Source organism: Brachybacterium kimchii (assembly GCF_023373525.1).
GTDB lineage: Bacteria > Actinomycetota > Actinomycetes > Actinomycetales > Dermabacteraceae > Brachybacterium > Brachybacterium kimchii.
The window spans coordinates 3101017-3122588 of record NZ_CP097218.1 but is presented as its reverse complement, the minus strand read 5'-3'; the positions used below and the strand labels follow the sequence as shown (position 1 = coordinate 3122588).

Annotated in this window: 20 protein-coding genes; 14 read left to right on the top strand and 6 right to left on the bottom strand. The window is 68.6% G+C overall.

What is annotated here, in order from left to right; translation table 11 throughout:
* Window positions 1-2: 2 nt before the first annotated feature.
* The 4 genes from M4486_RS14290 to M4486_RS14275 form a co-directional block, all read right to left on the bottom strand.
* Window positions 3-1160, bottom strand: coding sequence for a Gfo/Idh/MocA family protein (locus tag M4486_RS14290; RefSeq protein ID WP_249477900.1), 1158 nt, complete (start codon window positions 1158-1160; stop codon window positions 3-5).
* Window positions 1157-1522 (bottom strand): tautomerase family protein, encoded by a 366-nt coding sequence (locus M4486_RS14285; protein WP_249477899.1) that lies wholly within the window; start codon window positions 1520-1522, stop codon window positions 1157-1159. Before M4486_RS14285 ends, M4486_RS14290 begins: the two co-directional genes overlap by 4 nt.
* 111 nt (window positions 1523-1633) lie before the next feature.
* On the bottom strand, window positions 1634-2620 hold the full coding sequence (locus M4486_RS14280; RefSeq protein WP_346731752.1) for an aldo/keto reductase: 987 nt from the start codon (window positions 2618-2620) through the stop codon (window positions 1634-1636).
* Window positions 2617-3891, bottom strand: coding sequence for an ROK family transcriptional regulator (locus M4486_RS14275; RefSeq protein ID WP_283257931.1), 1275 nt, complete (start codon window positions 3889-3891; stop codon window positions 2617-2619). The genes M4486_RS14280 and M4486_RS14275 overlap by 4 nt, the downstream gene beginning before the upstream one ends.
* A gap of 110 nt (window positions 3892-4001) precedes the next feature.
* On the opposite strand from M4486_RS14275, the gene M4486_RS14270 reads away from it, so the two are divergent.
* The 7 genes from M4486_RS14270 to M4486_RS14240 all read left to right on the top strand — a co-directional run bounded on the left by M4486_RS14270 (window position 4002) and on the right by M4486_RS14240 (window position 11261).
* Window positions 4002-5396: an ABC transporter substrate-binding protein gene (locus M4486_RS14270; RefSeq protein ID WP_249477896.1), complete on the top strand. Its 1395-nt coding sequence runs from the start codon at window positions 4002-4004 to the stop codon at window positions 5394-5396.
* A 44-nt stretch (window positions 5397-5440) separates the two neighbouring features.
* Entirely contained in the window at window positions 5441-6361 is a 921-nt protein-coding gene (locus M4486_RS14265) for a carbohydrate ABC transporter permease (protein WP_249477895.1), read from the top strand.
* On the top strand, window positions 6361-7149 hold the full coding sequence (locus M4486_RS14260; protein WP_249477894.1) for a carbohydrate ABC transporter permease: 789 nt from the start codon (window positions 6361-6363) through the stop codon (window positions 7147-7149). The genes M4486_RS14265 and M4486_RS14260 overlap by 1 nt, the downstream gene beginning before the upstream one ends.
* Before the next feature lie 135 nt (window positions 7150-7284).
* Window positions 7285-8181, top strand: a complete 897-nt coding sequence (locus tag M4486_RS14255; protein WP_346731751.1) for a TolB family protein — start codon at window positions 7285-7287, stop codon at window positions 8179-8181.
* A complete protein-coding gene (locus M4486_RS14250) occupies window positions 8178-9251 on the top strand; it encodes a Gfo/Idh/MocA family protein (RefSeq protein ID WP_249477892.1) in 1074 nt (357 codons plus the stop codon). The genes M4486_RS14255 and M4486_RS14250 overlap by 4 nt, the downstream gene beginning before the upstream one ends.
* Window positions 9248-10087: a 3-keto-disaccharide hydrolase gene (locus tag M4486_RS14245; RefSeq protein ID WP_249477891.1), complete on the top strand. Its 840-nt coding sequence runs from the start codon at window positions 9248-9250 to the stop codon at window positions 10085-10087. Before M4486_RS14250 ends, M4486_RS14245 begins: the two co-directional genes overlap by 4 nt.
* A 145-nt stretch (window positions 10088-10232) precedes the next feature.
* Window positions 10233-11261: a LacI family DNA-binding transcriptional regulator gene (locus tag M4486_RS14240; protein WP_249477890.1), complete on the top strand. Its 1029-nt coding sequence runs from the start codon at window positions 10233-10235 to the stop codon at window positions 11259-11261.
* A 78-nt stretch (window positions 11262-11339) separates the two neighbouring features.
* Here the strand turns inward: M4486_RS14240 and M4486_RS14235 are convergent, their stop codons facing one another.
* The gene (locus M4486_RS14235) at window positions 11340-12626 is read right to left on the bottom strand and encodes an MFS transporter (protein WP_249477889.1); all 1287 of its coding nucleotides are present in this window, start codon (window positions 12624-12626) and stop codon (window positions 11340-11342) included.
* A 154-nt stretch (window positions 12627-12780) separates the two neighbouring features.
* Between M4486_RS14235 and M4486_RS14230 the strand changes: the two genes are divergently transcribed.
* Window positions 12781-13893 carry a Gfo/Idh/MocA family protein gene (locus M4486_RS14230; protein WP_249477888.1) on the top strand — a complete coding sequence of 371 codons (1113 nt, stop codon included), beginning with the start codon at window positions 12781-12783 and terminating at the stop codon, window positions 13891-13893.
* On the top strand, window positions 13893-14390 hold the full coding sequence (locus M4486_RS14225; protein WP_249477887.1) for a heme-degrading domain-containing protein: 498 nt from the start codon (window positions 13893-13895) through the stop codon (window positions 14388-14390). The genes M4486_RS14230 and M4486_RS14225 overlap by 1 nt, the downstream gene beginning before the upstream one ends.
* Before the next feature lie 15 nt (window positions 14391-14405).
* Here the strand turns inward: M4486_RS14225 and M4486_RS14220 are convergent, their stop codons facing one another.
* Complete coding sequence (locus tag M4486_RS14220; protein ID WP_200502030.1) at window positions 14406-15362, bottom strand: sugar-binding transcriptional regulator; 957 nt, start codon at window positions 15360-15362, stop codon at window positions 14406-14408.
* A gap of 177 nt (window positions 15363-15539) precedes the next feature.
* On the opposite strand from M4486_RS14220, the gene M4486_RS14215 reads away from it, so the two are divergent.
* From M4486_RS14215 to M4486_RS14195, 5 genes are all read left to right on the top strand, one after another.
* The gene (locus tag M4486_RS14215) at window positions 15540-16931 is read left to right on the top strand and encodes an MFS transporter (protein WP_249477886.1); all 1392 of its coding nucleotides are present in this window, start codon (window positions 15540-15542) and stop codon (window positions 16929-16931) included.
* Window positions 16928-18304, top strand: coding sequence for a four-carbon acid sugar kinase family protein (locus M4486_RS14210; protein ID WP_249477885.1), 1377 nt, complete (start codon window positions 16928-16930; stop codon window positions 18302-18304). Before M4486_RS14215 ends, M4486_RS14210 begins: the two co-directional genes overlap by 4 nt.
* Complete coding sequence (gene pdxA / locus M4486_RS14205; protein WP_249477884.1) at window positions 18301-19350, top strand: 4-hydroxythreonine-4-phosphate dehydrogenase PdxA; 1050 nt, start codon at window positions 18301-18303, stop codon at window positions 19348-19350. The genes M4486_RS14210 and pdxA overlap by 4 nt, the downstream gene beginning before the upstream one ends.
* A gap of 134 nt (window positions 19351-19484) precedes the next feature.
* Window positions 19485-19955: a ribose-5-phosphate isomerase gene (locus tag M4486_RS14200; protein WP_249477883.1), complete on the top strand. Its 471-nt coding sequence runs from the start codon at window positions 19485-19487 to the stop codon at window positions 19953-19955.
* Window positions 19956-20563: 608 nt separating this feature from the next.
* On the top strand, window positions 20564-21568 hold the full coding sequence (locus M4486_RS14195) for a C-terminal binding protein (protein WP_249477882.1): 1005 nt from the start codon (window positions 20564-20566) through the stop codon (window positions 21566-21568).
* Window positions 21569-21572 lie beyond the last annotated feature (4 nt).

The window sequence follows — 21572 nt, the reverse complement described above, 5'->3', positions numbered from 1 at the left end:
ACTCAGTGGCGGCCCGACATCCAGGGTTCGCCGGCCACCCTCGTGGGCTCGTCGGTCGCGTCCGCGAACGCACATGCGATCGCGTGATCGTGGCAGGCATCGGCGAGGGGATAGGGCCCCTCGGCAGCGGCATCGCGCGCAGGCCGATCACGTGCCCACTCCCCGGTCTCCGCCATGATCGTCGCGACAGCGATCTCGTCGTCGTTGAAGCGTCCGCCCTCGAACGGATTGCGATAGAGCACACGGTCGCCGAGGCTGATGGTCGCCGTGTCGGACCCTTCCAGATTCATACCCTCACCGGTGCGACGTCGGCGCAGTTCCGCAGTCACAGGGGTCGTCGCATCGAGCATCCTCACCACGCTGCCGTCGCGGATCTCGCCGCGAGTGCCTCGGACCGTCAGATGGTCCTGTCGGAGAGGGTTCCACCACTGGTTCTCGGTGAAGTCGTAGAGCCCGACTCCGGCGTCGTCGAAGTCGATCGTCGCCAAGGTCGTCGTGCGGGGCCTCGGCTCGATGTCACCGGTCCACCCGTCCGGGTCCAGAGGGTCGGCGAGGGGTGATGTGCGGCGATGGGAGCGCACCGTGGCGGGACCCCGGCCGGCTCCGAGGAGCCCGCGGATCATCGAGACCGCGTGGTAGTCGTGCGTCGAGGACACATGTACCGAGGTGGGGGCGCCGATCAGGCCGGAGTGGGAGACCGTGAGCGCCGCGGCGTTCTCAGGCATCCGCAGATACTGCTCCGCCACCTGCACCGCGTTCGCGTCGCCGACCCTGCTCCAGAGCGCCCGCAGCTCGGAGAGGTCTCCCGCGGGCGGCGTCTCGCACAGAACCACCAGACCACGGTCCACGAGCGCTTCGATCCAGCGGGGCATCACCTCGCGCGGAAGGCAGACCACCACCATGTCGGGCCGGGAGCGACCGAGAGAATCGAGATCCTCGACCATCGGGACGTCGGCTCCCAGGCGTTCGCGCGCCGCCGCGGGCCTACGGGCGAGGACAGCGGTGAGGGTGAAGAGATCCGGACGCGCTCGTGCGATATCGACGAAGATCCGGGACCTCCAGCCCGCACCGATCAGAGCGAAACGCGTGGGTTCGGGGAGAGGGGCGCTGTTCGTCGTCGTCGAGGTATTGACCCATGGTGCACGCGCGTGCTCGATCATGAAGCCAGCGTTCCGGGCGAGTACCAGTCCGTGCGCTCGACCTCCACGACATGCATCAAGAGGTTGTCGCGCTTGATCCCGAGCTTCTCGAGCTCGTCCGCGACGGCGACCATCCCCGCATGCTTCGTCTCCGCGTCGTAGACACGACCGGCCAGGATCTCGATGAAGATGATGTCGTCGCGATCCGCTTCGGGGAACGTCCTGCTGAAGACGAGTTCGCCGGGCTCGTGCAGCCGGAAGATCTGGAAGAGATCGTCCTCCGGCATGTCGAGGCCGCGCACCATGCCGGCGAGGATCGCTGAGCTGATCTCCTCGAGACGGTCGGCGTGGGTGCGATGAAGATCGACGCGTGCGTGGGGCATTGCTTCTCCTGGTGTTCGGTGACTCGGCTGTTCGGGTTGTCGGGCAGTTCGGACGGATCGGCGGGCGACCGGGGCGGCGCGGGTGCTCAGGCAGAGAACAGCGGGGCGGGCTCAGCCCTGCGCGTCGATCCACAGCTCAGGCGATGGACGCAGTTCGTCGAGTTCGTGCCAGAGAGATTCCGGGATCGGCTCGGAGGCCGCGCGCAGGGTCGCCTCCAGCCGTTCCGGTCGGCTCATCCCGACGAGAGTGCAGTCGACGGTCGGTTCTCGGAGAGACGCCTGCAGCGCAGCCGTGGCGAGTGGGATGCCATGACGGATGCACGCTGCGTGCATGGAGGCGATGGCCTCCAGGACCGCGGGCGATGCGGGCCGATATGCGTAGGTCGACCGTCCGGCCTCGGGCGACGCAAGGATGCCGCCGCCGTAGATCCCCGCATTGAAGACGGCCATCCCTCGCGATGCCGCCCGTTCGAAGAGCCTTTCGGCACTCCTGTCCACAAGGGTCAGGCGGTTATGGACGAGCAGTGCATCGAAGACGCCGAGCTCCACGTACCGAGAGATCGTCGGCGCGTGACCGCCCGCGACCCCGATCGCGCCGATGACGCCCTCCTCCTTGAGCTGGAGAAGCGTCCGCACGGCACCACCCGGCCCCGAGAGATCGTCGAAATCGTGGAATTCCGGGTCATGCAGGTGCACGAGCGGAAGGTGGTCCATGCCCAACCGCTCCTGGCTCTCGCGCACGGATGCACGCACGCGGTCACCCGAGTAGTCGCGCCTCTCCGCGTCGACCTTGGTGACGACGAGGGTTCCGGAGGCCGGACCGATATTCGCCAGAGCCCTCCCGATGCGGCGCTCGCTCTCGCCGTCGTTGTACCCGTTCGACGTGTCGATGACTCCGACGGGGCTCGTCAGGACGCGTTCGACAAGATCCACGGCGCGATCCGAGGGCACCTCGTAACCCAGCACGGCGGGCATGCTCGCGAGCGGTGCTCCGCCGAGGCCGACGGCCGTGAGGGGCAGCTCGCTGCTCCCCGCCGATCGCTTCCACGGTCGGTTGTCCTTGAGAGCCGGGACATGGATGTCATCTGTCGTGCTCATTCCTTGGTGCTCCTCTGACGTATCGACTGTTCGTGGTCCGCGGACTCCTGAGGCGCCGCTGTCCGGTGGAAACCGCCGAGCTGCTCATGGATGGCGAGAGAGGCAGCGCCTATGGATGAGGCGAGGCGGCCGTTGCGGGAAAGCTGCACGTGGGTCGGATGGATGCGCCGAACGTAGGCGTGGTCCGACAGCTCCTCGCCCACCACACGCGCAACTTCAGAGCCCACGTGGTCGAGTGCAGGGCCGGTGAGGACGATGCGCTCCAGATCCAGCACGTTGGTGACGGAGACGAGCGCCTTCCCCAAGAGGCGAGCCGCGTCGACGATGAGCGCGGTGGCCCTCCCATCGCCGTCTGCACTCGCACGGGCGATGCGGTCGTAGTCGTCCGGGGCGTCTTCCGGTGCTCCGCTCAGCGCGAGGTCGTGCGCGAATGCCCTGTCGCCCAGCGCACTTCGGACGATCGCCTTCGACGCAGCGAGCATCTCGAGACAGCCTCGGCTGCCACAGGTGCACTCCGGGCCGTTCACGTCGAGTATCACGTGACCGAGCTCCCCCACGTTCGAGGTCGCCCCGCGGTAGACGTCCCCAGCCGTGACCAGGCCGAAGCCGATGCCCGAGGCGAGGTTGACCACCGCGAAATCTGCGGCGGCGGACCCCTGGGTCGTCCAGAACTCCCCGATGGCGGCGCAGGTCGAGTCGTTCTCGACCGAGATCGGTCGGCCTGTGGCCTTCGCGAGATCCTGCTCGACCGCCGCCCAGTCCCATTCCGGGCGCCACTCGGGATCGGGACGCGGACCGGATTCGCCGTACTCCTCGCGGCCGGGGATCGCGACGCCGATGCCGAGCAGTGCTTCGCGTGGCGCCTTGGCCTGTTCCAGCAGGGAATCGATCACGCCGGGAGCGGTCGCCGCGACGTCGCCGCGACGAATGTGCGCGGTGCCGGCGGCCTCGTCGGACGCGACCACGGCCCCCGAGAGGTCGGTGAGTACGTACGTCGTCCGCCGGTCGCTGAGAAGTATCCCCACCGCAAAGCGCGCCGTGCGGTTGAGCTCGAGGAGGGTCGGCCGTTTGCCTCCCGTCGAGCTGCCGCGCCCGGTCTCGATCACTATCCCCGACTGCACGAGCTGCTTGACGATGCGCGAGACCGTCGCCTCCGTCAAGCCGGAGCGCGCGGCGATCTCCACCCTGCTGATGCTCCCCGCCGACCGGATCAGGTCCAGCAGGGCCCCTCGGTTGTCCCGCGCCGAGGTCTGTCCACGTCGTCGTGTCACGAGCTCTCCTCACTTCCTTACTCACTGTATCTAAGTTGGCGATTTCGTGCTAGCTTTCCAGCCACCCGCTCCGCGCGGGCACTCCACTCGATGATGAGGAGGACTCCAGAATGGCTGACGAACTGTGGCCGACCAGCGTCTTCTCGAGGAGACGCGCCGTCGGGCTCGCAGGCATAGGACTGGCGACAGCCGCAGGCCCCGCACTGCTGGCGGGATGCGGCGGCACCGATGTGCGCAGCGGTGGAGCAGCCGGTTCCGCCACCTCGGGCTCGATCAACTGGTGGAGCTGGACACCCGACACCGGCGTCGCGGAGAAGTACATCGCGACGTTCAACAAGACCTACCCGGACATCGAGGTCACCTACAAGAACTTCGAGAACTCGGACTACAAGGCCGCGCTGCGTGCCGGGCTCACGTCCAATTCGGGTCCGGACATCTTCAGCGTCGCCCTCGGCGGCCTCAATTCCGACTTCGGCACCTTCGGGGAGTTCGGCCTGGACCTGCGGCCCGCTCTCGAGGAGGAGCTCGGCACCAACTGGCGCAAAAGCTTCACCTTCTCTCACGATGGCCTGACCCGGGAGGACGGCTCCGTCGCTGCCGTGGGCATGGGCGGCGTCGCAGCGGGCTGCATCTGGGTCAACCAGTCCATGTTCGACGACTACGGCGTCGAGGTCCCCACCACGTACGACGAATGGGTGGACGTCGCCGCCATCTTCCGCGCCCATGGCAAGGACTGCATGGCCATGGGCGCCGTGTCCGACGGCTTCGTCGTCGAGACGTGGCGGACCATCGTCGGGAGTATCGAGCCTGGCGCCTGGATCAGTGCGCTGAAAGGCGAGCGTCCATGGAGCGATCCGGTGTTCGCGGAGGGCCTCGAGATCTTCTCGAGGATGAAGGATGACGGCATCATCCGTGACGACGTCGTCGGACTCACCCAGTATCCGGACGCGAACAACGCCTTCATGTCGCAGAAGGCGGCCATGGTGCAGATGGGCACCTGGTACGCCCAGTACTCGGGTCGGGAGAGCGCGGTCTCCTCGATGCAGGCAGCAGGAGTCCGCGACCCTGAGCCCTTCCTCCAGATGCCGACTCGCTTCCCGATCATGGTCGACGGCGGCTCCGTCTCCCCGATCTTCGGCGAACTCGACTACGGGCTCTCGATCAATGCGCGCTCGCAGTCGACCGCCGCGGCGACCACCTTCGCTCTCTGGCTCACCACCTCGACCACCGGGGCGCAGACGATCGCGAACGCCATCGACCTCATCCCAGCCCGCGTCGGCACCGAACCGGCGTGGAACGACATCGGCCTGGTGGATGCCGATCAGCAGGTCCCCGCTATCCAGGAGCTCTACGAAGTGGCCACCGAGAGCTCCGAGTCACGCGATCAGTACGCGAAGCCCGCAGTCTCGGAGGCGCTCCGATCGGCAGTCATCTCGGTGCTCGAGGGCGGCACGTCCCCCACCGAAGCCATCACCCAACTCGTGAAGACGGTGGAACTCGTATGACCAGCGCACTCGCCCCCGACGCAGTCGCTTCGACCCACTCTTCCATGCCATCGGAACCCGAGGGCCGGAGGGAAGGCGGTGCCCGCCGCCGATCCCATCCGTTCCGGCCGAACGGCTTCCTCTGGATCCTCCCCGCCCTCGTGGTATCGGGCGGAATCGTGTACTTCTGCATCGGCTACAACGCCTGGGCATCGACGCTCGACTGGAACGGCATCAGCCCGCATCCGGAAGGTGTGGGCACGGAGAACTTCCGCCGCGCGCTGCAGGACCCCATCTTCTGGGGGTCGATCCGGCACACCATCGTCTACTTCGTCGTCACCTTCCTGGGTCAGACGATCCTCGGGGTTCTTCTTGCGGCACTCCTGCACTCGCGTGTCCGCTTCGCGGCCCTCTACAAGGTGATCGTGTTCGTTCCCGTGGTCCTCGCCCCGGCGATCATGGCGCCCGTGTTCCGGATCCTGTTCGCCGGGGACGGGCCGGTGAACACGGTCCTCGAGTCCGTGGGCCTGGGGTTCATCTCCCAACCCTGGCTCGCCCAGTCCGGGACGGCGCTGCTGGTCCTGATGATCATGCAGATCTGGCAGACGACCGGGATCTCCTTCATCCTCTACTACTCCGCGATGGGGCAGATCGAGTCCGAGACGCTCGAGGCGGCTCGCATCGACGGCGCCGGAAATCTCCGGATGCTGTGGAACATCATCCTTCCCGGCATGCGGGGGACCGTGGTCGCTCTCGCGATGCTCACCGCGATCGCCTCCCTCAAGCTGTTCGACATCCCCTTCCTGGTCACGCAGGGAGGACCGAACTATGCGACGGAGTTCCTGGGCACGTACATCTACCGGCAGGCCGTGCCGTTCGGCGACGTGGGGTACGCCTCTGCGCTCTCGATCCTCCTGCTGGTGCTGGCCATCGCCATGGCGGCGCTGCTGAACTCCGGCAACCGCGAGAAGAAGAGGACCCGCTGATGCTCGAAGCACGCACGCGCCTCGGCAGGCTCGGCCTGCAGGCTCTGGTCACGGTCCTCGTCATCCCGTTCCTCATCCCGCTGATCGCGATGATCCAGGGATCGCTGCAGGGCATCGGATGGCGCAACTACCTCGTCGTGCTCTCCCTCCCGCAGCTGCCGCTGTTCTTCCGCAACAGCCTGATCATCGCGGGGCTCACGATCCTCCTCGTCTACCTCTGCACGATGCTCGCCTCCTTCGGCTTCGCCAAGCTGCACATCCACGGCAAGGAGTTCTTCTTCTGGCTGCTGCTCGCGGCCCTCACCCTCCCCGAGATCGTGCTGGTGACGCCTCTGTTCGTCACCGCGTCGGTCACGAACATCTACAACACCTACTGGGCCGTCGTGCTGCCGCTCGCGGCACTGCAGATCCCGTTCGCGGTGCTCCTCACCCGCACGTTCATCGCGGGCATCCCGGACGCCCTCGTGGAGGCCGCGCGGATCGACGGCGCCTCGACGTTCCAGGCGTTCAAGCACGTGGTTCTGCCGCTGACCCGTCCCATCGCCGCCGCGATCATCGTGCTCACGCTGGTGGGCACCTGGAACTCCTACCTGCTTCCCCTGCTGTTCCTGCAGGATGCGAGCTCACAGGTCGTCACGCAGGTTCCGAGTTTCTACCAGGGCCAGTACAACGACGACCAGACCAAGATCCTCGCCTCCGCCGTGATCACAGGCATCCCAGGGATCGTCGCCTATCTCTGCCTGCAACGGCAGTTCGAGAGAGGCCTGTCGGCCGGTGCCGTGAAGTGAGAGCCACCTGGAGCGAGCCGCCAGTTCGTCCGCCCTGTCGCGCTGGCCGACCGCCTCATCAAGTCCCCGCTCCGCACCGGGAACGCGCCGTCCTTGTCCTGTACCCCCACAACTCACTCTGAAGGAAAGATGACCATGACCCCTCGCACCCTCGCCGACGGGCAGCATTCACGTATCCACATCGTCGACGTCGACTCGGGCGAGACCACACTCGTCCTCGAGTCGTCCGAGATCTTGTTCGAGGCGCCGAACTGGTCGCTCGACGGAGAGTCGCTCTACGTGAACGGTGACGGCTCCCTGTTCAAGATCCTGCTCGCCGGTTCCTCGGAACCCGAGCGGATAGACCACGGTGAGCTGCCCGCCCTGAACAACGACCACGTCCTCGACCCTGACGGCGAGCATGTCTTCGTGTCCTGCGAGGACGGGCACATCCATCGGGCGCCTCTTGCAGGCGGGTCGGCAGTCCGCATCACGAATGAGGACGGCCGCCTCCACTTCCTGCACGGGGTGAGCCCCGACGGCGCAGAGCTCGCGTACATCGGCCTCACGGCCGACGAGGACGGCACCTGGTCCCCGCCCAATGTGTTCACGATCCCCACCACCGGAGGCGAGGACACCCAGCTCACCGATGACCGCTTCCCCGACGACGGCTCCGAGTACTCCCCCGACGGCACCTGGATCTACTTCAACTCCGAGCGGGCGAGCACAGTCCCCGGTCACGCGCAGATCTTCCGCATGCGCCGGGACGGGTCGGGGATCGAGCAACTGACCTTCGACGAGCGCGTCAACTGGTTCCCCCACGTCTCCCCCGACGGCGCACGTCTCGCCTACGTCAGCTTCCCTCCCGGCACGGAGGGGCATCCGCCGGACCTCGACGTCTTCGTGAGGACCTGCGCCGCCGACGGCTCGGGGGTGCGGGACGTCGCGCACGTGCTGGGCGGACAGGGCACGATGAACGTGCACAGCTGGGCGCCCGACGGCTCTCGGCTCGCCTACGTCGACTACCCGGTGGAGACGGAGGACCGGCCGTGATCCGCATCGGAATCCTCGGCGCGGCTGGCATCGCTCCGCAGGCGCTCGTCCGTCCCGCCCGGCGCCGTTCGGACCTCCAGGTCCTCGCGGTCGCCGCGCGGTCTCTCTCCTCTGCCCGGTCCTTCGCGTCGGAGCACGACATCCCGCGGGCGTACGAGGGGTATCCGGCTCTCCTCGCAGACCCCGACATCGACCTGGTCTACGTGGCACTTCCGCCGGCGCTGCACGCGGGATGGTCGATCGAGGCTCTCCGCGCAGGCAAGCACGTGCTGTGCGAGAAGCCGTTCGCCATGGACGCGGAGCAGGCGCGCGGAGCCGTGGCCATCGCACGCGAGCGCGGGCTCCATCTGATCGAGGCGTTCCACGATCACTACCATCCGGTGATCGCCGAGCTCCTTTCGATCATCGGCTCCGGCGCACTGGGCCGCATCACCCGCCTCGATGCCTCCTTCACCGCCGACAACCCCTACTCCCCCACATCGATCCGACATGTCCCCGAGCTGGGCGGCGGCGCCCTGATGGACCTGGGCTGCTATCCCGCGCACTGGATACGTACGCTCGCGGCGACGGAACCCATCGTCGAGCGCGCGACCCATGAGGCCAATCCGCTCGGCGCGGACCTCACGATCGATGCGGATCTGCGCATCCCCGACGGGCCGATGGCCGGCTCCGCCGCGCATCTCCACGCAAGCATGGCGCCCGGAGTCGCTTTCGCAGCACCCGTAGAGATCACGGGTGAACGCGGCATGCTGCGCATCGACAATCTCGTGCTCCCCCATCGCGGGCACAGCATCACCTCGATGATCGGCGGCGTCAGCCGGACATGGACCGTCGCCGGGCGGGAGACGTACGACCACGAGCTGGACGCCGTGGTCACCGCCCTCTCCACGGGGCGCCCCGCCGATACCGAGCAGGGCGACATCGTCGCGACGATGGAGCTCCTGGATGCGATCTACGCGAAGGCTCGCGTGGCGCGGCCGCCGTCGTCGGAGAAGACCCCGTCGTACGCCGTGACGGGCACGTGCACGAGGAGCGGAGCCTCCGCGGCAGTCGAAGGAGATCGACGGTGACCGCACCTTGGCGCTCGCTCTTCGATGGGGCCTCACTGGATGGATGGTTCCCCGCACCACGCAGTTATGGATCCGTGTACCCCGGAGGTCCGTCCGTCCTCGGCTCAGGACTCGGGTTCCCGGCGGACTACAACGAGAGAGCCGAGGAGCACCCGGCCGTGTGGTCGGTGGAGGACGGTGCGATCGTCGGGCGACAGGACCCGGAAGCCCCGGGATGGGGCGGCTACCTGGTCAGCGAGGAGTCATTCGGGGACTTCGAGCTGGAGCTCGAGATGCGTCCGGACTGGCCCGCCGACACGGGCGTGATGATCCGTCGGGCACGAGACACCTGGGAGGGCCTCCAGATCCTCGTGGACCATCGTCGGTCCGGCTCGATCGGGGGCGTGTACGGCAACGGAATAGGTGGTTTCCACGGCGTCCCCTTCGCCGTCGACGCCCTTCTCGACGACGCGGGGCGACCTGTCGGGCTCCAGGAGCAGGACCCGGCCGAATCGGTCGAGCCCATCACCGAGGCGAAGCGCGCCATGCTGACCCGGGCCGGCGATGCGGGTGAATTCCTCGCCGCCTGGCGATGGCGGGGGTGGAACAGTCTGCGCATCGTGTGCGAGGGGACTCCCCCGCACGTCACCACGTGGGTGAACGGCGTGATGGTCGCGGAGATCGACTGCGCATCGTTCGCCTATCCCGGCTACGACGCGGAGAAGGTCTGGTCGACGCTCGGTCCTCGCGGGCACATCGCCTTCGAGGTGCACGACAACGATCCCGGGATGGGCGAGGAGAGATGGGGGCGGGGTGCGGTCTGTCGCTGGCGCGACATCCGTATCCGCGAACGCTGAGGCGAGGGATCTCCTGATCTCCGTGATCCGGCCGGCCCGTGACCTGCTCCGTCTCAGAGGCGTACCAGCCGAACGGCCTGGCAGAATCACGTGTATGCCCGAACGCCCCTCCCTCCCCGACCGTCGAGCGCGGAGGCTGCCCACGATGAAGGACATCGCCGATCATCTCGGTGTGTCCCGTCAACTGGTGTCGCTCGTGCTGCGCGGCGCCGAAGGGCCGAGCGCGGAGTCCCGGGAACGGATCCTGACGGCCGCCAGGGATCTCGGGTACCGCCCGAACGCCTCGGCCCGGCTGCTCCGGCAGGGCGCTACCCGCACGATCGGAGTGGCCTTCTCCCTGCACAATTCGTTCCAGGCCGACGTGGTGGAGCGGATGTTCGCCCGAGCAGCTGAACACGGGTACACGGTGGTCACCGAACCTCGCGGACCAGGACGGGACACCGAGACGGTGACCCGGGAGCTCATCGAGCAGCGGGTCGAAGCTCTGGCCGTGTTCAATCCCGAGCCCGGAACGGAAGTGCTCGACTCCGCGCGGAGCGCAGTTCCCGTCGTCCTCCTCGGGCAGTGGTCCGAGGACACCACCCTGGACACGGTGCACGTCGACGAGCGGGCCGGCCTGCGTCGGGTCGTCGACCACCTGCTTGCGCTCGGCCATCGGCAGATCACGTATCTGGGAGGCGCAGCCGGAGGCACCGTGGGAGCCGATCGCGCCGAGGCATACGGAGAGGCCATGGCTGCCGTCGGCCTGGAAGCTCGAGCAGATGTCGTCGATGCAGGATTCGACGAGGAAGCGGGAGCTTCGGCGGCGCGCAGTGTGCTGGGCCGAGACGAATGGCCGACCGCGATCGTGTGCGGCAGCGACCATGCCGCCGCAGGCGCTCTCGCTGTACTGGCACGGGCCGGGGTGAGGGTTCCTGAGGAGATGTCGGTCGTCGGTTTCGACGACAACCGCTTGGCCGAGCTGTCCTATCACCAACTCACCACGGTCCACCAGGATGTCGAGGAGACAGTGGACGCGACACTCTCGATCATGCTCGATCGGCTCCACGGCGGGCACCCACCGGAAGAGGCCACTCCCGGTCGTGCCGCTCGAGAGGGGAGGCGCCAGGTGACGTCGGCGAGACTGGTGGTGCGTCAGAGCACAGCTTCACCTCGCCCCCGCCCCACAGCCTGACCGAGGACGCATGGGCTCCTGAATCGCCGCCCACCACCGCAGCGCCGAGTGGCCACACTCGTATCCTGCCGGGGGTGCTCAGCGCACGGTGCGGATCGGCAGCACGACGACAACGCCGATCAACGCGACGGCACCCGCACCCCAGAGCAGAACCGGATAGTTCCCGCCACCGCCCACGCTCAGCAACAGCGCACCGAGCGCGGGCGCGAAGGACTGCGGAAGCGCACTGGCGATGTTGAAGACCCCCAGGTCCTTTCCGGGATGCTCCGGGTCCGGCAGGACGTCCACCACGAGTGCGTAGTCGATCGCCACATAGACTCCGTAGGCGATGCCCATGACGAGCTCGGCGAGGTAGAACGTCGTCACCGTCTGCGCAAAAGCGAGCAGCACGAGGCCCGCACCGAAGACGAGGGTCGACCCCGCGACGAAGACCTTTCGCCGCCGAAGCCGATCGGACGCCCAGCCGGAGACTGCCGTGGCCGCCATCAGCCCGATCGTGTAGATCAGCACTCCGTTGGCTACTGCGCCCACGGCGGCCGCGGGTTCCATACCGAGGTGGTCCTGCATGTACAGGAGGCGGTACGTGGTGAACAGGAAGGTCGCCAGGGTGATCAGGAAGCGCGACCACCACGCGAGGCCGAAGTCGCGGTGGACCAGGGGGTTCGTCCAGAACGTGCCGAGCAGTACCCGCAGGGAGAGCGGCTCGGGTCGCTGCACCGGCAAACGATCGGGGGCGATGATGACGAAGACGATGACGCAGATGAGTCCAACGAGGCCCGGAAGCACGAACAGCAGAGGCAGGTTGGCCACCAGCAGCACGGCGGCGTAGGTGCCGGCGAGGATCGAGACGTTCTGTGCAAGGCCGAGGATGCTCGCGGCCCGACCCCGGCGCACCGCGGGAACATTGTCGGCGAAGCTGGCCATCAGTGAGGAGTAGGCGGCGTTCGAGCCCAGCTGGCACAGAAGCCACGCCAGAGTGAGCACGAGGATCGTCGGTGCCGCGGCGACGGCGACGAGGCCGATGATCAAGGTGAGGATGCCGCCGATCAGCCAGGGGCGACGACGCCCGAACCGTGTGCGCGTGCGATCGCTGAGCATCCCGAAGAGCGGATTGCCGATGATCGCACCGAGCGAACCGAGAGGCAGGGCGATGCCGAGCACCACCGCAGGATTCTCAGGGTTCATCTCCTGGGCCTTCAGCTGCAGGCTCACGTACACGGGAGACAGGATCGCCACGTAGATCCCGAACTGGGCGATGCCGAGCGCGGCGAGGAAGCCCCACCCCACCTCTTTCTCCGAGCCACCTCCTGCGGGCGGTGCTGCGGTGGCAGGCGGGGTGATCTGGGTGCTGGGCCAGGTGGCCATCGACTCCTCCTCGAGTCTCGCGGTGCGTGGTGACGGATCGCCGTCGGCCGATCAGGCACATTTAGCACGTGATAAGCTCTGCGTCGTCACATGTTAGCTCGTGCTAAGCGGCTTCGCCAGGCCCTTCACACGACGACCGACCTCGGAGGCACTGATGCTCACCGCCCTTCCCGATCCCACGATCTATCTGCCCGGCACAGGAGAGCCCTCCTTGCGCTGGGGCATCGTCGGTCCCGGATGGATCGCCGGAGAATTCGCGACGTCCCTGAGCGCTCACAGCGCGCAGCGTCTCGTCGCCGTCGGCTCCCGCTCGCGCGACAACGCACAGGCCTTCGCGGCCCGTTACGGGATCGAGCACGCCGTGGGCTCCGTCGAAGCTCTCGTCACGCATCCCGAGGTCGACGTGGTCTACGTGGCCACGCCCCACAGCGAGCACGCGTCGATCGCACTGGCTGCGATCGCAGCCGGCAAGCACGTGCTCATCGAGAAGCCGATCACCGTCACCGCTCGCGAGGCCCGAGAGATCTTCACGGCCGCGGAGACAGCAGGCGTGCTGGCCATGGAGGCCATGTGGTCCCGCTATCTCCCGCAGACCTCCGTACTGAAAGCCCTCGTCGAGGGCGGCGATCTCGGGGACGTGCGCCACGTCGTCGCAGACCACGGCCAGCAGATCATCCGGCCCGCCAGCCATAGGATGAACGACCCCGAACAGGGCGGGGGCGCTCTCCTCGACCTCGGCGTCTACCCGGCCCAGTTCATCACGATGGTCCTCGGCGCGCCCACATCGATCGAGGTGCGAGGCTCAGTCACGGCCACGGGGGTGGATGCGTCCGCTGCCGTGGTGTCGACGCATGCCGACGGCGCCGTCTCACAGCTCTACACCTCGATGCTCGAGCGCACCCCCACCACCGCGACCATCAGCGGAACCCGTGCGTTCGTAGAGGTCGATGGCCCCTTCTACAACCCCTCGACCTTCACCATCACCGCTGCAGCCCATGGCTCACCGTCCGTGCGCTGGGTGGATCCCACGATGCTGCGCGGGTTCGCCGCGCTCTCCTACGAGGCCACCGCACTCGCCCGCTTCGCGGGCCAAGGCCGGAACGAGTCCCCAGTGCACACGCACGCGGAGACGATCTCGATCATGGAGCTTCTCGAGACTGCACGGGAGCAGGTCCTCACCGCCGCCGTTCCTGCGCCTCCACAGGATCTCAGCGCCGCCACTCCCGCGCTCGGCGAAGCACCCGCACAGGAACAGGGTGCCAACTGATGGCCCCCGGATCCGCTTCTCTCGACATCCAGGCCTTGGAGACCGAGGAGCGGGAGCTCGTGCTGCCCCGCTTCAGCCCGGAGGACGCGTGGGCGCTCGGCGTGCTCACCCAGAGCATCGCAGCGGAAGCCGGCCACGGCGTGGTGCTCGACATCCGGCGGCCCAACCTCCTCCTGTTCCGCGCGGTGCTGCCCGGTGCAACCCCGGACCAGCAGGCGTGGGCCGACCGCAAGGCCGCGGTCACGTTACGTCTGGAATCCTCGAGCGCGCTGGTCGATGCACGGTTGAGTGCTGCCGGCGTAGACCCCGCATCGATCGGCTGGCTGGATGAGCACTACGCAGTCACCGGGGGGTCCTTTCCGATCCGAGTGCGAGACGTCGGCGTGGTGGCTGCGATCACCGCCTCCGGGCTTAGTTCGCAAGAGGATCATGACCTCGTCGTCTCGGGCCTGCGGGCGCATCTCAACACCAATGTGGAGACCCATCCGGGACAGTAGGCGCCGGCCCGCGCCCTACTCCCCCGCCACCAGCTCCCGCGCGGTCGTCGAGTCCACGACCAGGTGCGTGACGAGCCCGGCCGTCAGGGCAGCGCGCAGGGCCTCGGTCTTGCCGGCTTCGGCGGCGACGAAGAGGCGCACGGGGATGCGGCGCACCTCGTCGAAGGGCATGCCTGTGGAGCGGTCGTTGACGGCGATGCCGTCGGTCGAGCCGTCGGCCCGGAAGAAGATCGAGGCGAGGTTCCCGACGGTCCTCTCGCGCGCGAGCTCCTCGACGTCCCCCGCGGTGAGGAAGCCTGATTCGTAGAGGCGGCTGGGGTGGTCGGTGTCGGGGACGCCCACGGAGGTCAGCAGGATCTGGGCGCCCGCGCGCATGGCGAGCGTGCGTCGGATGCTGCCCTCCTGCCACATCAGGCGGCGGGTCTGGGCGGAGTCGAAGATCGCGGGCACGGGGAACAGGTGGACGTCGGCCCCGAAGGCGCCGCCGAAGCGGTCCAGGATCACCGTGCCGTAGTTCTTGCCGAGGCTCGCGACGTTGCCCGAGCCGTGCATCTGGACCACGTGCAGCCCGCGCACGCGGCGGTGGGTGAGCTGCGAGGAGACGGCCTCGATGGTGGAGCCCCAGGTGACGGCCAGGGTGGAGTCGGGCTGGACGAGGCCCAGCAGCAGTCCGGCGGCCTCGCGCCCCACGGCGAGGCGGCGGGCGGCGTCGCTCGCGTCGGCGGGGACGTCGGCGATGACGGCCTGGATGCCGAAGCGGTCCTCGAGCTCCTGGCGGCGGATCGCGGGAGAATCGGGGTCGCGGTGGATGAGGAACTCGACGACGCCCTCGGCGCGGGCCTGCGCGAGCATCCTCGAGACGGTCGACCGCGAGACGCCGAGCTCCCGGCCCACGGCCTCGACCTTCAGATCGCGGCCCCAGTAGAGCTCGGCGGCGTCTGCCAGACGATCGCGCTGGGACGGACTGAGCATGGCTGGCTCCTCGGGACGGCACCGATGACGTGGGCGCTGGGAAAAGTCCCGCGGGTCGCGCCTCTGACCCCAGAGTGACACATTTTCCCGATTCTGTCCCTCTCACTGCTCAGATCCACCCTCTCGATGCGACGATTGCTCACGCTTCACCCGCCCGGACCCACGAAGGAGTGAGCGATGTCCGCACCGCGCAGCCGCCTCGGCAAACCCACCCAGTACCGCTGGCTCGTCCTCGGCGCGATCTTCCTGACGTACGTGGTCGCGATGGCGGACCGCTCGAACGTCGGCACCGTGCTGCCGTACATGCAGCAGGAGTTCCACGTCTCGAACACCGCGCTGGGCGCGATCTCGAGCTTCTTCTTCCTGGGCTACGCGATCTCCCAGATCCCCGCCGGCATCCTCATCGGCCGCATGGGCACCCGCACGATCGTCTCGATCGCGGTGCTGCTGTTCTCGGTGATCACCTTCCTCATGGGCTTCACGACCACCGCGGTCATGCTCATCGTGCTGCGCCTGCTGCTGGGCGTGCTCGAGGGGCCCACGCCGGTGGGCATGACCTCCACGATCAACCGCTGGTTCCCGACCAAGGAGAAGGGCCTGGCGACCGGCGTCTACATCGCCTCCACGCAGGTCGCGCCGCTGGTCGTCCCCGTGATCGCAGTGTTCATCGCGGAGGCCGCCGGCTGGCGTGCCGTCTTCCACTGGTTCGCGATCCCCGGCGCGATCATGGCGATCGTCTTCTTCCTCGTAGTCCGCTCCCGGCCGAGCGACGCGAAGTTCGTGAACCAGGCCGAGGCCGACTACATCAGCGACGTCGCCGGCGCCGTCCCGGTCGTCGCCCGCGAGTTCGGCGACATGGGGATCATCGACCGCATCATCCGCCTCAAGGACTCCGCTCCCCTGGGCGACGCCCGCTCCGTGCTGAAGTCCTGGAACGTCTGGGGCATCACGCTCGCCTACTTCTTCATGAACAACGTCCTCTACGGCATGATCACGTGGGTGCCCACCTACCTGCGCGATGCGCGCGGCTTCGACGCCGTGGGCATGGGCTTCGTCGCCTCGACCCCGTTCATCGGCGGCATCATCGGTGCGGTCGCGGGCGGCGCCGTCTCCGACCGCCTGTTCCGCGGCCGCCGCAAGCCCACCGCCCTCATCACGGCGCTCATGACCGCGATCATGATGGCGCTCGTCATCGTCATCCCGCAGAACACGCCGCTGCTGGTCACGGCCCTGATCCTCACCGGGTTCTTCCTCAACATCGGCTGGTCCTCGTTCACCTCGTACGCGATGAACCTGACCACCGGGCGCACCTACCCGTTCACGATCGCCGTCATCAACTCGGGAGGCAACCTGGGAGGCTTCTTCGCCCCGATCATCGTGGGCGCCCTCCTCGACGCGACCGGCAGCTACTCGATCGCCTTCAGCTACTTCGTGGGCGTGCTCGTGGTCGGCTTCGTGCTGCTGCTGAGCATCACCGAGATCCGCCCCCGCAAGGAGCAGGGCGCGATCACCGCGACCGACGGACCCTCGTCCTTCGCCTCCGACGACCCCCACGAGGTGATCGCGTGAGCCGTCTCGGGATCGTCGCAGACGACCTCACGGGCGGGACCACCGTGGGCGCGCTGATCGCCCGCGAGGGGTCCCGCCCCACGGTGCTGTTCCGCCACCACGGGATCGCCGAGGCCGTGACCGGCGACGAGGACACGATCATCGTCTCCACGGACTCCCGCGCGATGGAGCCCGAGGTCGCCTTCGGCCGGGTCCGGCATGCGGCCGAGCAGCTCCTCGCCCTCGGCGCCGAGCAGCTGTCCAAGCGCATCGACACGACCCTGCGCGGCGGCGTCGGACCCGAGGTCGAGGGCATGATGTCGGCCCTCGAGGACGCGGGCGAGGACCCGACCGCGATCATCGTCCCGGCGATGCCGCAGTCCCGCCGGATCGTCGTCGGCGGCTACTCGCTCATCGATTCCGTGCCGCTGGCCGAGACCGACGTCGCGCGCGACGTCCGCACCCCGGTCACCGAGTCCCATCTGCCCACGCTGCTGTCCCGCCAGTTCTCCCGCGAGGTCGCGCACGTGGGCCTCGCCGACGTCCTCGCCGGGCAGGCCGCCCTGCGCGCCCGGTTCGCGCGCCTGCACGAGAGCGGCGTGCGCGCGATCGTGCTGGATGCGGCCACGATCGAGCACGTCGACGAGATCGCCCGCGCGGTCGTCGCCGTCGGCGGCTGCGTGGTGGCCGTCGACCCCGGGCCCTTCAGCGTGCGCCTGGCCGCCCACCGCGGCCTGCTCGCCGGCGCCGAGAGCGTCGAGCGTCCGCTGCGCACCGCACCGTCGGCCGAGGCGGAGCACGGCACCATCGCGGTGGTCGCCGGCAGCGCATCGGCCCGCACGCACGAGCAGATGACCAGGCTCGCGGCCGAGCCCGGCACGCAGGTGCTCACGGCCGACGTGCTGCGCCTGATCGGCGACGAGGCCTCCTTCGAGGTCGAGGCGGCGCGCGTGCGCGGGAAGCTGCGAGGCCTGCTGGACGGGCCCGAAACCGTGCGCGTCGCCCTGCTCGCCCTGGACACCGTGATCAGCGGCGGCCGCACCGCGAAGGCCGACCTCGAGGCCGCCAGCGGACTCACCGGGCATCGCATCTCCACCCTGCTCACGCACCGCTTCGGGCGGCTGGCCCGCCTGGTGCTCGACGAGATCGGGCGCGAGCACCTCGCCGGCGCCTATCTCACGGGCGGCGACGTCATGGTCGCCACCTGCCAGGCCCTCGAGGCCGACGGCCTCGCCATGGTCGACTACGTGATCCCCCAGGTCGATCAGGCCGGGATCGTGGGCGGCCCGTACGCACATCTTCCGGTGGTCTGCAAGGGCGGACTCACCGGCACCGAGGTCACCGCCCTCCAGTCGGTGAACCGCCTGTTCGACGAAAGGACCCTCTCCTCATGACTGCCCCCGACACCACTGCGCCCCGCAAGCCCACGATGGCGATCACGCTCGGCGACCCCGCCGGCATCGGCCCCGAGATCGTCCTGAAGACCATGCAGTCCCCCGAGATCTACGAGATCTGCGACCCGTTCGTCATCGGCCACCGCGACAGCCTCGAGCTGGCCGCGAAGATCCAGGGCGTCGACGCGCAGTTCCACATGATCTCCGACCCCTCGGAGGCCCGCTTCGAGCTGGGCACGATCGACCTGCTGCAGACCGACGTCGAGAACGACGCCGAGATCGAGTTCGGGAAGGTCCAGAAGACCGCCGCCCTGCGCGCCTACTCCTACCTCGAGAAGTCCATCGAGCTGGGCCTGGCCGGAAGGATCGACGCGGTCTCCACCGCGCCGATCAACAAGGCCGCCCTGCAGGAGGCCGAGGTCCCGCACATCGGCCACACCGAGATCTACCAGGCGCTCACGGACTCGAAGTACGCGCTGACCATGTTCAACTGCCATAAGCTTCGCGTGTTCTTCCTGACCCGCCACGTCTCCCTGCGCCAGGCCTGCGACCAGATCACGCGCGAGCGCGTGCTGCAGTACCTCCAGGACATCGACGGCGAGCTGCGCGCCCTGGGCATGGAGAACCCCTCGATCGGCGTCGCCGCGCTGAACCCCCACGTGGGCGAGGGCGGCATGTTCGGCACCGAGGAGATCGAGCACATCGGCCCCGGCGTCGAGGACGCGAAGGCCCGGGGCATCAACGCCGTGGGCCCGCAGTCCGCCGATGCGATCTTCGCCTTCAACCTCGACGGCCACCACGACGCGATCCTGTCGATGTACCACGACCAGGGCCACATCGCCTGCAAGACCTACGACTTCCAGAACGCCGTGACCATCACCCTGGGCCTGCCGTTCATGCGCAGCTCCGTGGACCACGGCACCGCCTTCGACATCGCCGGCAAGGGCATCGCCCAGGGCGAGTCGATGATCGAGGCGACCCGCGTCGCCGCCGTCTACGCCCAGATGCAGCTCGACCACCGCCAGAAGCAGGGCGCCGCGGCCTGAGCGGGCCGGGGCGGGGCCAGGGTCCAGGGCTCAGCCATCCGCGCCACCAGCAGGCACCACCTGCGCACATCGCGCACCGCGCATCACGCACCAGCACGAGCACCAGCACCAGCACCAGCACGAGGAGCAGCACCATGGCACTGAGGATCGTCGTCGGCGGAGACAACGCCGGATACGGGTACAAGGAGGAGCTCAAGGCTCTTCTCGAGGCCGACGAGCGGGTCGCGTCCGTGACCGACGTCGGCGTCACTGGCCGTGAGGACAGCACCTACTACCCCAACGTCGCGGTCGACGCGGCGGAGAAGGTCGCGGCCGGCGAGGCCGACCGCGCGCTGCTGATCTGCGGGACCGGCCTGGGCGTCGCGATCGCGGCGAACAAGGTCAAGGGCATCCGCGCGGTGACAGCGCACGACCTCTACTCGGTGCAGCGCTCGATCCTGTCGAACAACGCGCAGGTGCTGTGCATGGGCGAGCGCGTGATCGGCCTCGAGTCCGCCAAGGCTCTGGTCGACGTGTGGCTGGACCTCGAGTTCGACCCGAACTCGTCGTCCGCCGCGAAGGTCGACGCGATCTGCGCCTACGACGGGTCCCTCGAGGAGAACTGATCTCGAGGCGCGGCCCACGGTTCCACGCGACGACCCACGGTCCGACGGCCCCTCCGATCCAGCGATCGGAGGGGCCGTCGTCGTCCGTGTCCGTCTCCTCCCGGGAGCCCGGGCCGAGAAGGACCTGGAGCCCGGCTCGGCGTCGAGAGGGATCGGGGTGGCAGGAGGCTACGAGTTGCGGTGGAAAATCGACGCTTCCTACGCCGGCTCCTTACCGACCATTTCCCACCGCAACTCGTAACGCTCCCGCATCTTCCCCTGTGCGCATGCCGCACGCCGCACCCCGCACCCCGCATGCCGCATGCCGCATGCCGCTCGCCACCTGCCCCTCCCCGTGCCACTGCCAGGTCCGCTGCGGCTACGGCTGCGGCTGGAGTTGCCACTGCGACCGCGGTTGCGACTGCGGCTACGGCTGCAGCTGCGGCTGCGGCTGCGGCTGCGGAATCGCTCTGCTGCGGGCCGGCCGCTGCCCGAGACATCCCCTGCCGGGGCGTCCCCCTGCCGGGCCATGCCAGTGCGCGAACGTGCGATGCGCGCGGATCGCGCCCGCCCATAGTCTCGGAGCAGCCCGCCGCGCACCCATGAACGCCCGCTCGAGGAGGAGCATCGTGCCCGCATCCGCATCTTCGACCGCTGCCGCATCCGCACCCCGCATCGCCATCGTCGACTGCGACCACGAGGCCTTCGCCGAGGAGCAGCGGGCGGCCGACGCCGCCGGCATCGAACTCGTGAAGGCGCAGGCCACCACCGAGGACGAGGTCATCGCCGCCGCTCAGGGTGCCGGCGCGATCATCGTGCAGTACGCCCCCATCACCGCTCGGGTGCTCGACGCGCTGCCCGGCCTGAAGGCCGTCGGACGCTACGGCGTGGGTGTGGACACCGTGGACCTCGAGGCGGCGACCGCCCGCGGCGTGCCCGTGTGCAACGTCCCCGACTACTCAATCGAGGACGTCTCCGACCACGCGATCGCGCTGGCCATGACCCTGGTGCGCGGCACCGCGCAGCTCGACCGGCAGGTGCGCACGGGCCGCTACGGGCTCGAGGCGATCAAGCCCCTGCACCGCGTGTGCGAGCAGACCTTCGGCGTCGTGGGCCTGGGCCGCATCGGCCGGGCGACCGCGACCAAGGCGCGGGCCCTCGGCTTCACCGTCGTCGGCTCGGATCCGATGCTCGAGGTCGGAAGCACCTCGGACGACGGCACGCCCGTTCTCGCCTTCGAGGATCTCCTCGGTCGCAGCGACGTCCTCTCCCTCCACGTCCCGCTGACCGACGCGACCCACCACCTGATCGGTGCCGACGCCCTCGCGCGCATGAAGAACGGCGCGATGCTCGTCAACACCTGCCGCGGCGGCGTCGTGGACACCGAGGCGCTGCTCGCGGCGCTGCCCACGGGCCGGCCGCGCTCCGCGGCGCTCGACGTGTTCGAGACCGAGCCGATCCCCGCAGGGTCACCGCTGCTGGAGGAGGAGAACCTGGTGCTCACGCCGCACGCCTCCTGGTACAGCGAGGAGTCGGAGGCGGAGCTCAAGTCCCGCATCGCCGCGGCCATGGTCGCGGCCCTCCGCGGCGAGCGCCCGCCCCACGTGGTGAACCCGGACGCCCTCGCGGGCTGACGAC

Excerpts from the sequence above, each read along its gene's own strand:
- M4486_RS14290 (WP_249477900.1), bottom strand. The coding sequence starts at position 1,160 with ATGATCGAGCACGCGCGTGCACCATGGGTCAATACCTCGACGACGACG.
- M4486_RS14285 (WP_249477899.1), bottom strand. The coding sequence starts at position 1,522 with ATGCCCCACGCACGCGTCGATCTTCATCGCACCCACGCCGACCGTCTC.
- M4486_RS14280 (WP_346731752.1), bottom strand. The coding sequence starts at position 2,620 with ATGAGCACGACAGATGACATCCATGTCCCGGCTCTCAAGGACAACCGA.
- M4486_RS14270 (WP_249477896.1), top strand. The coding sequence starts at position 4,002 with ATGGCTGACGAACTGTGGCCGACCAGCGTCTTCTCGAGGAGACGCGCC.
- M4486_RS14265 (WP_249477895.1), top strand. The coding sequence starts at position 5,441 with ATGCCATCGGAACCCGAGGGCCGGAGGGAAGGCGGTGCCCGCCGCCGA.
- M4486_RS14260 (WP_249477894.1), top strand. The coding sequence starts at position 6,361 with ATGCTCGAAGCACGCACGCGCCTCGGCAGGCTCGGCCTGCAGGCTCTG.
- M4486_RS14255 (WP_346731751.1), top strand. The coding sequence starts at position 7,285 with ATGACCCCTCGCACCCTCGCCGACGGGCAGCATTCACGTATCCACATC.
- M4486_RS14240 (WP_249477890.1), top strand. The coding sequence starts at position 10,233 with ATGAAGGACATCGCCGATCATCTCGGTGTGTCCCGTCAACTGGTGTCG.
- M4486_RS14235 (WP_249477889.1), bottom strand. The coding sequence starts at position 12,626 with ATGGCCACCTGGCCCAGCACCCAGATCACCCCGCCTGCCACCGCAGCA.
- M4486_RS14230 (WP_249477888.1), top strand. The coding sequence starts at position 12,781 with ATGCTCACCGCCCTTCCCGATCCCACGATCTATCTGCCCGGCACAGGA.
- M4486_RS14225 (WP_249477887.1), top strand. The coding sequence starts at position 13,893 with ATGGCCCCCGGATCCGCTTCTCTCGACATCCAGGCCTTGGAGACCGAG.
- M4486_RS14220 (WP_200502030.1), bottom strand. The coding sequence starts at position 15,362 with ATGCTCAGTCCGTCCCAGCGCGATCGTCTGGCAGACGCCGCCGAGCTC.
- M4486_RS14215 (WP_249477886.1), top strand. The coding sequence starts at position 15,540 with ATGTCCGCACCGCGCAGCCGCCTCGGCAAACCCACCCAGTACCGCTGG.
- pdxA (WP_249477884.1), top strand. The coding sequence starts at position 18,301 with ATGACTGCCCCCGACACCACTGCGCCCCGCAAGCCCACGATGGCGATC.
- M4486_RS14200 (WP_249477883.1), top strand. The coding sequence starts at position 19,485 with ATGGCACTGAGGATCGTCGTCGGCGGAGACAACGCCGGATACGGGTAC.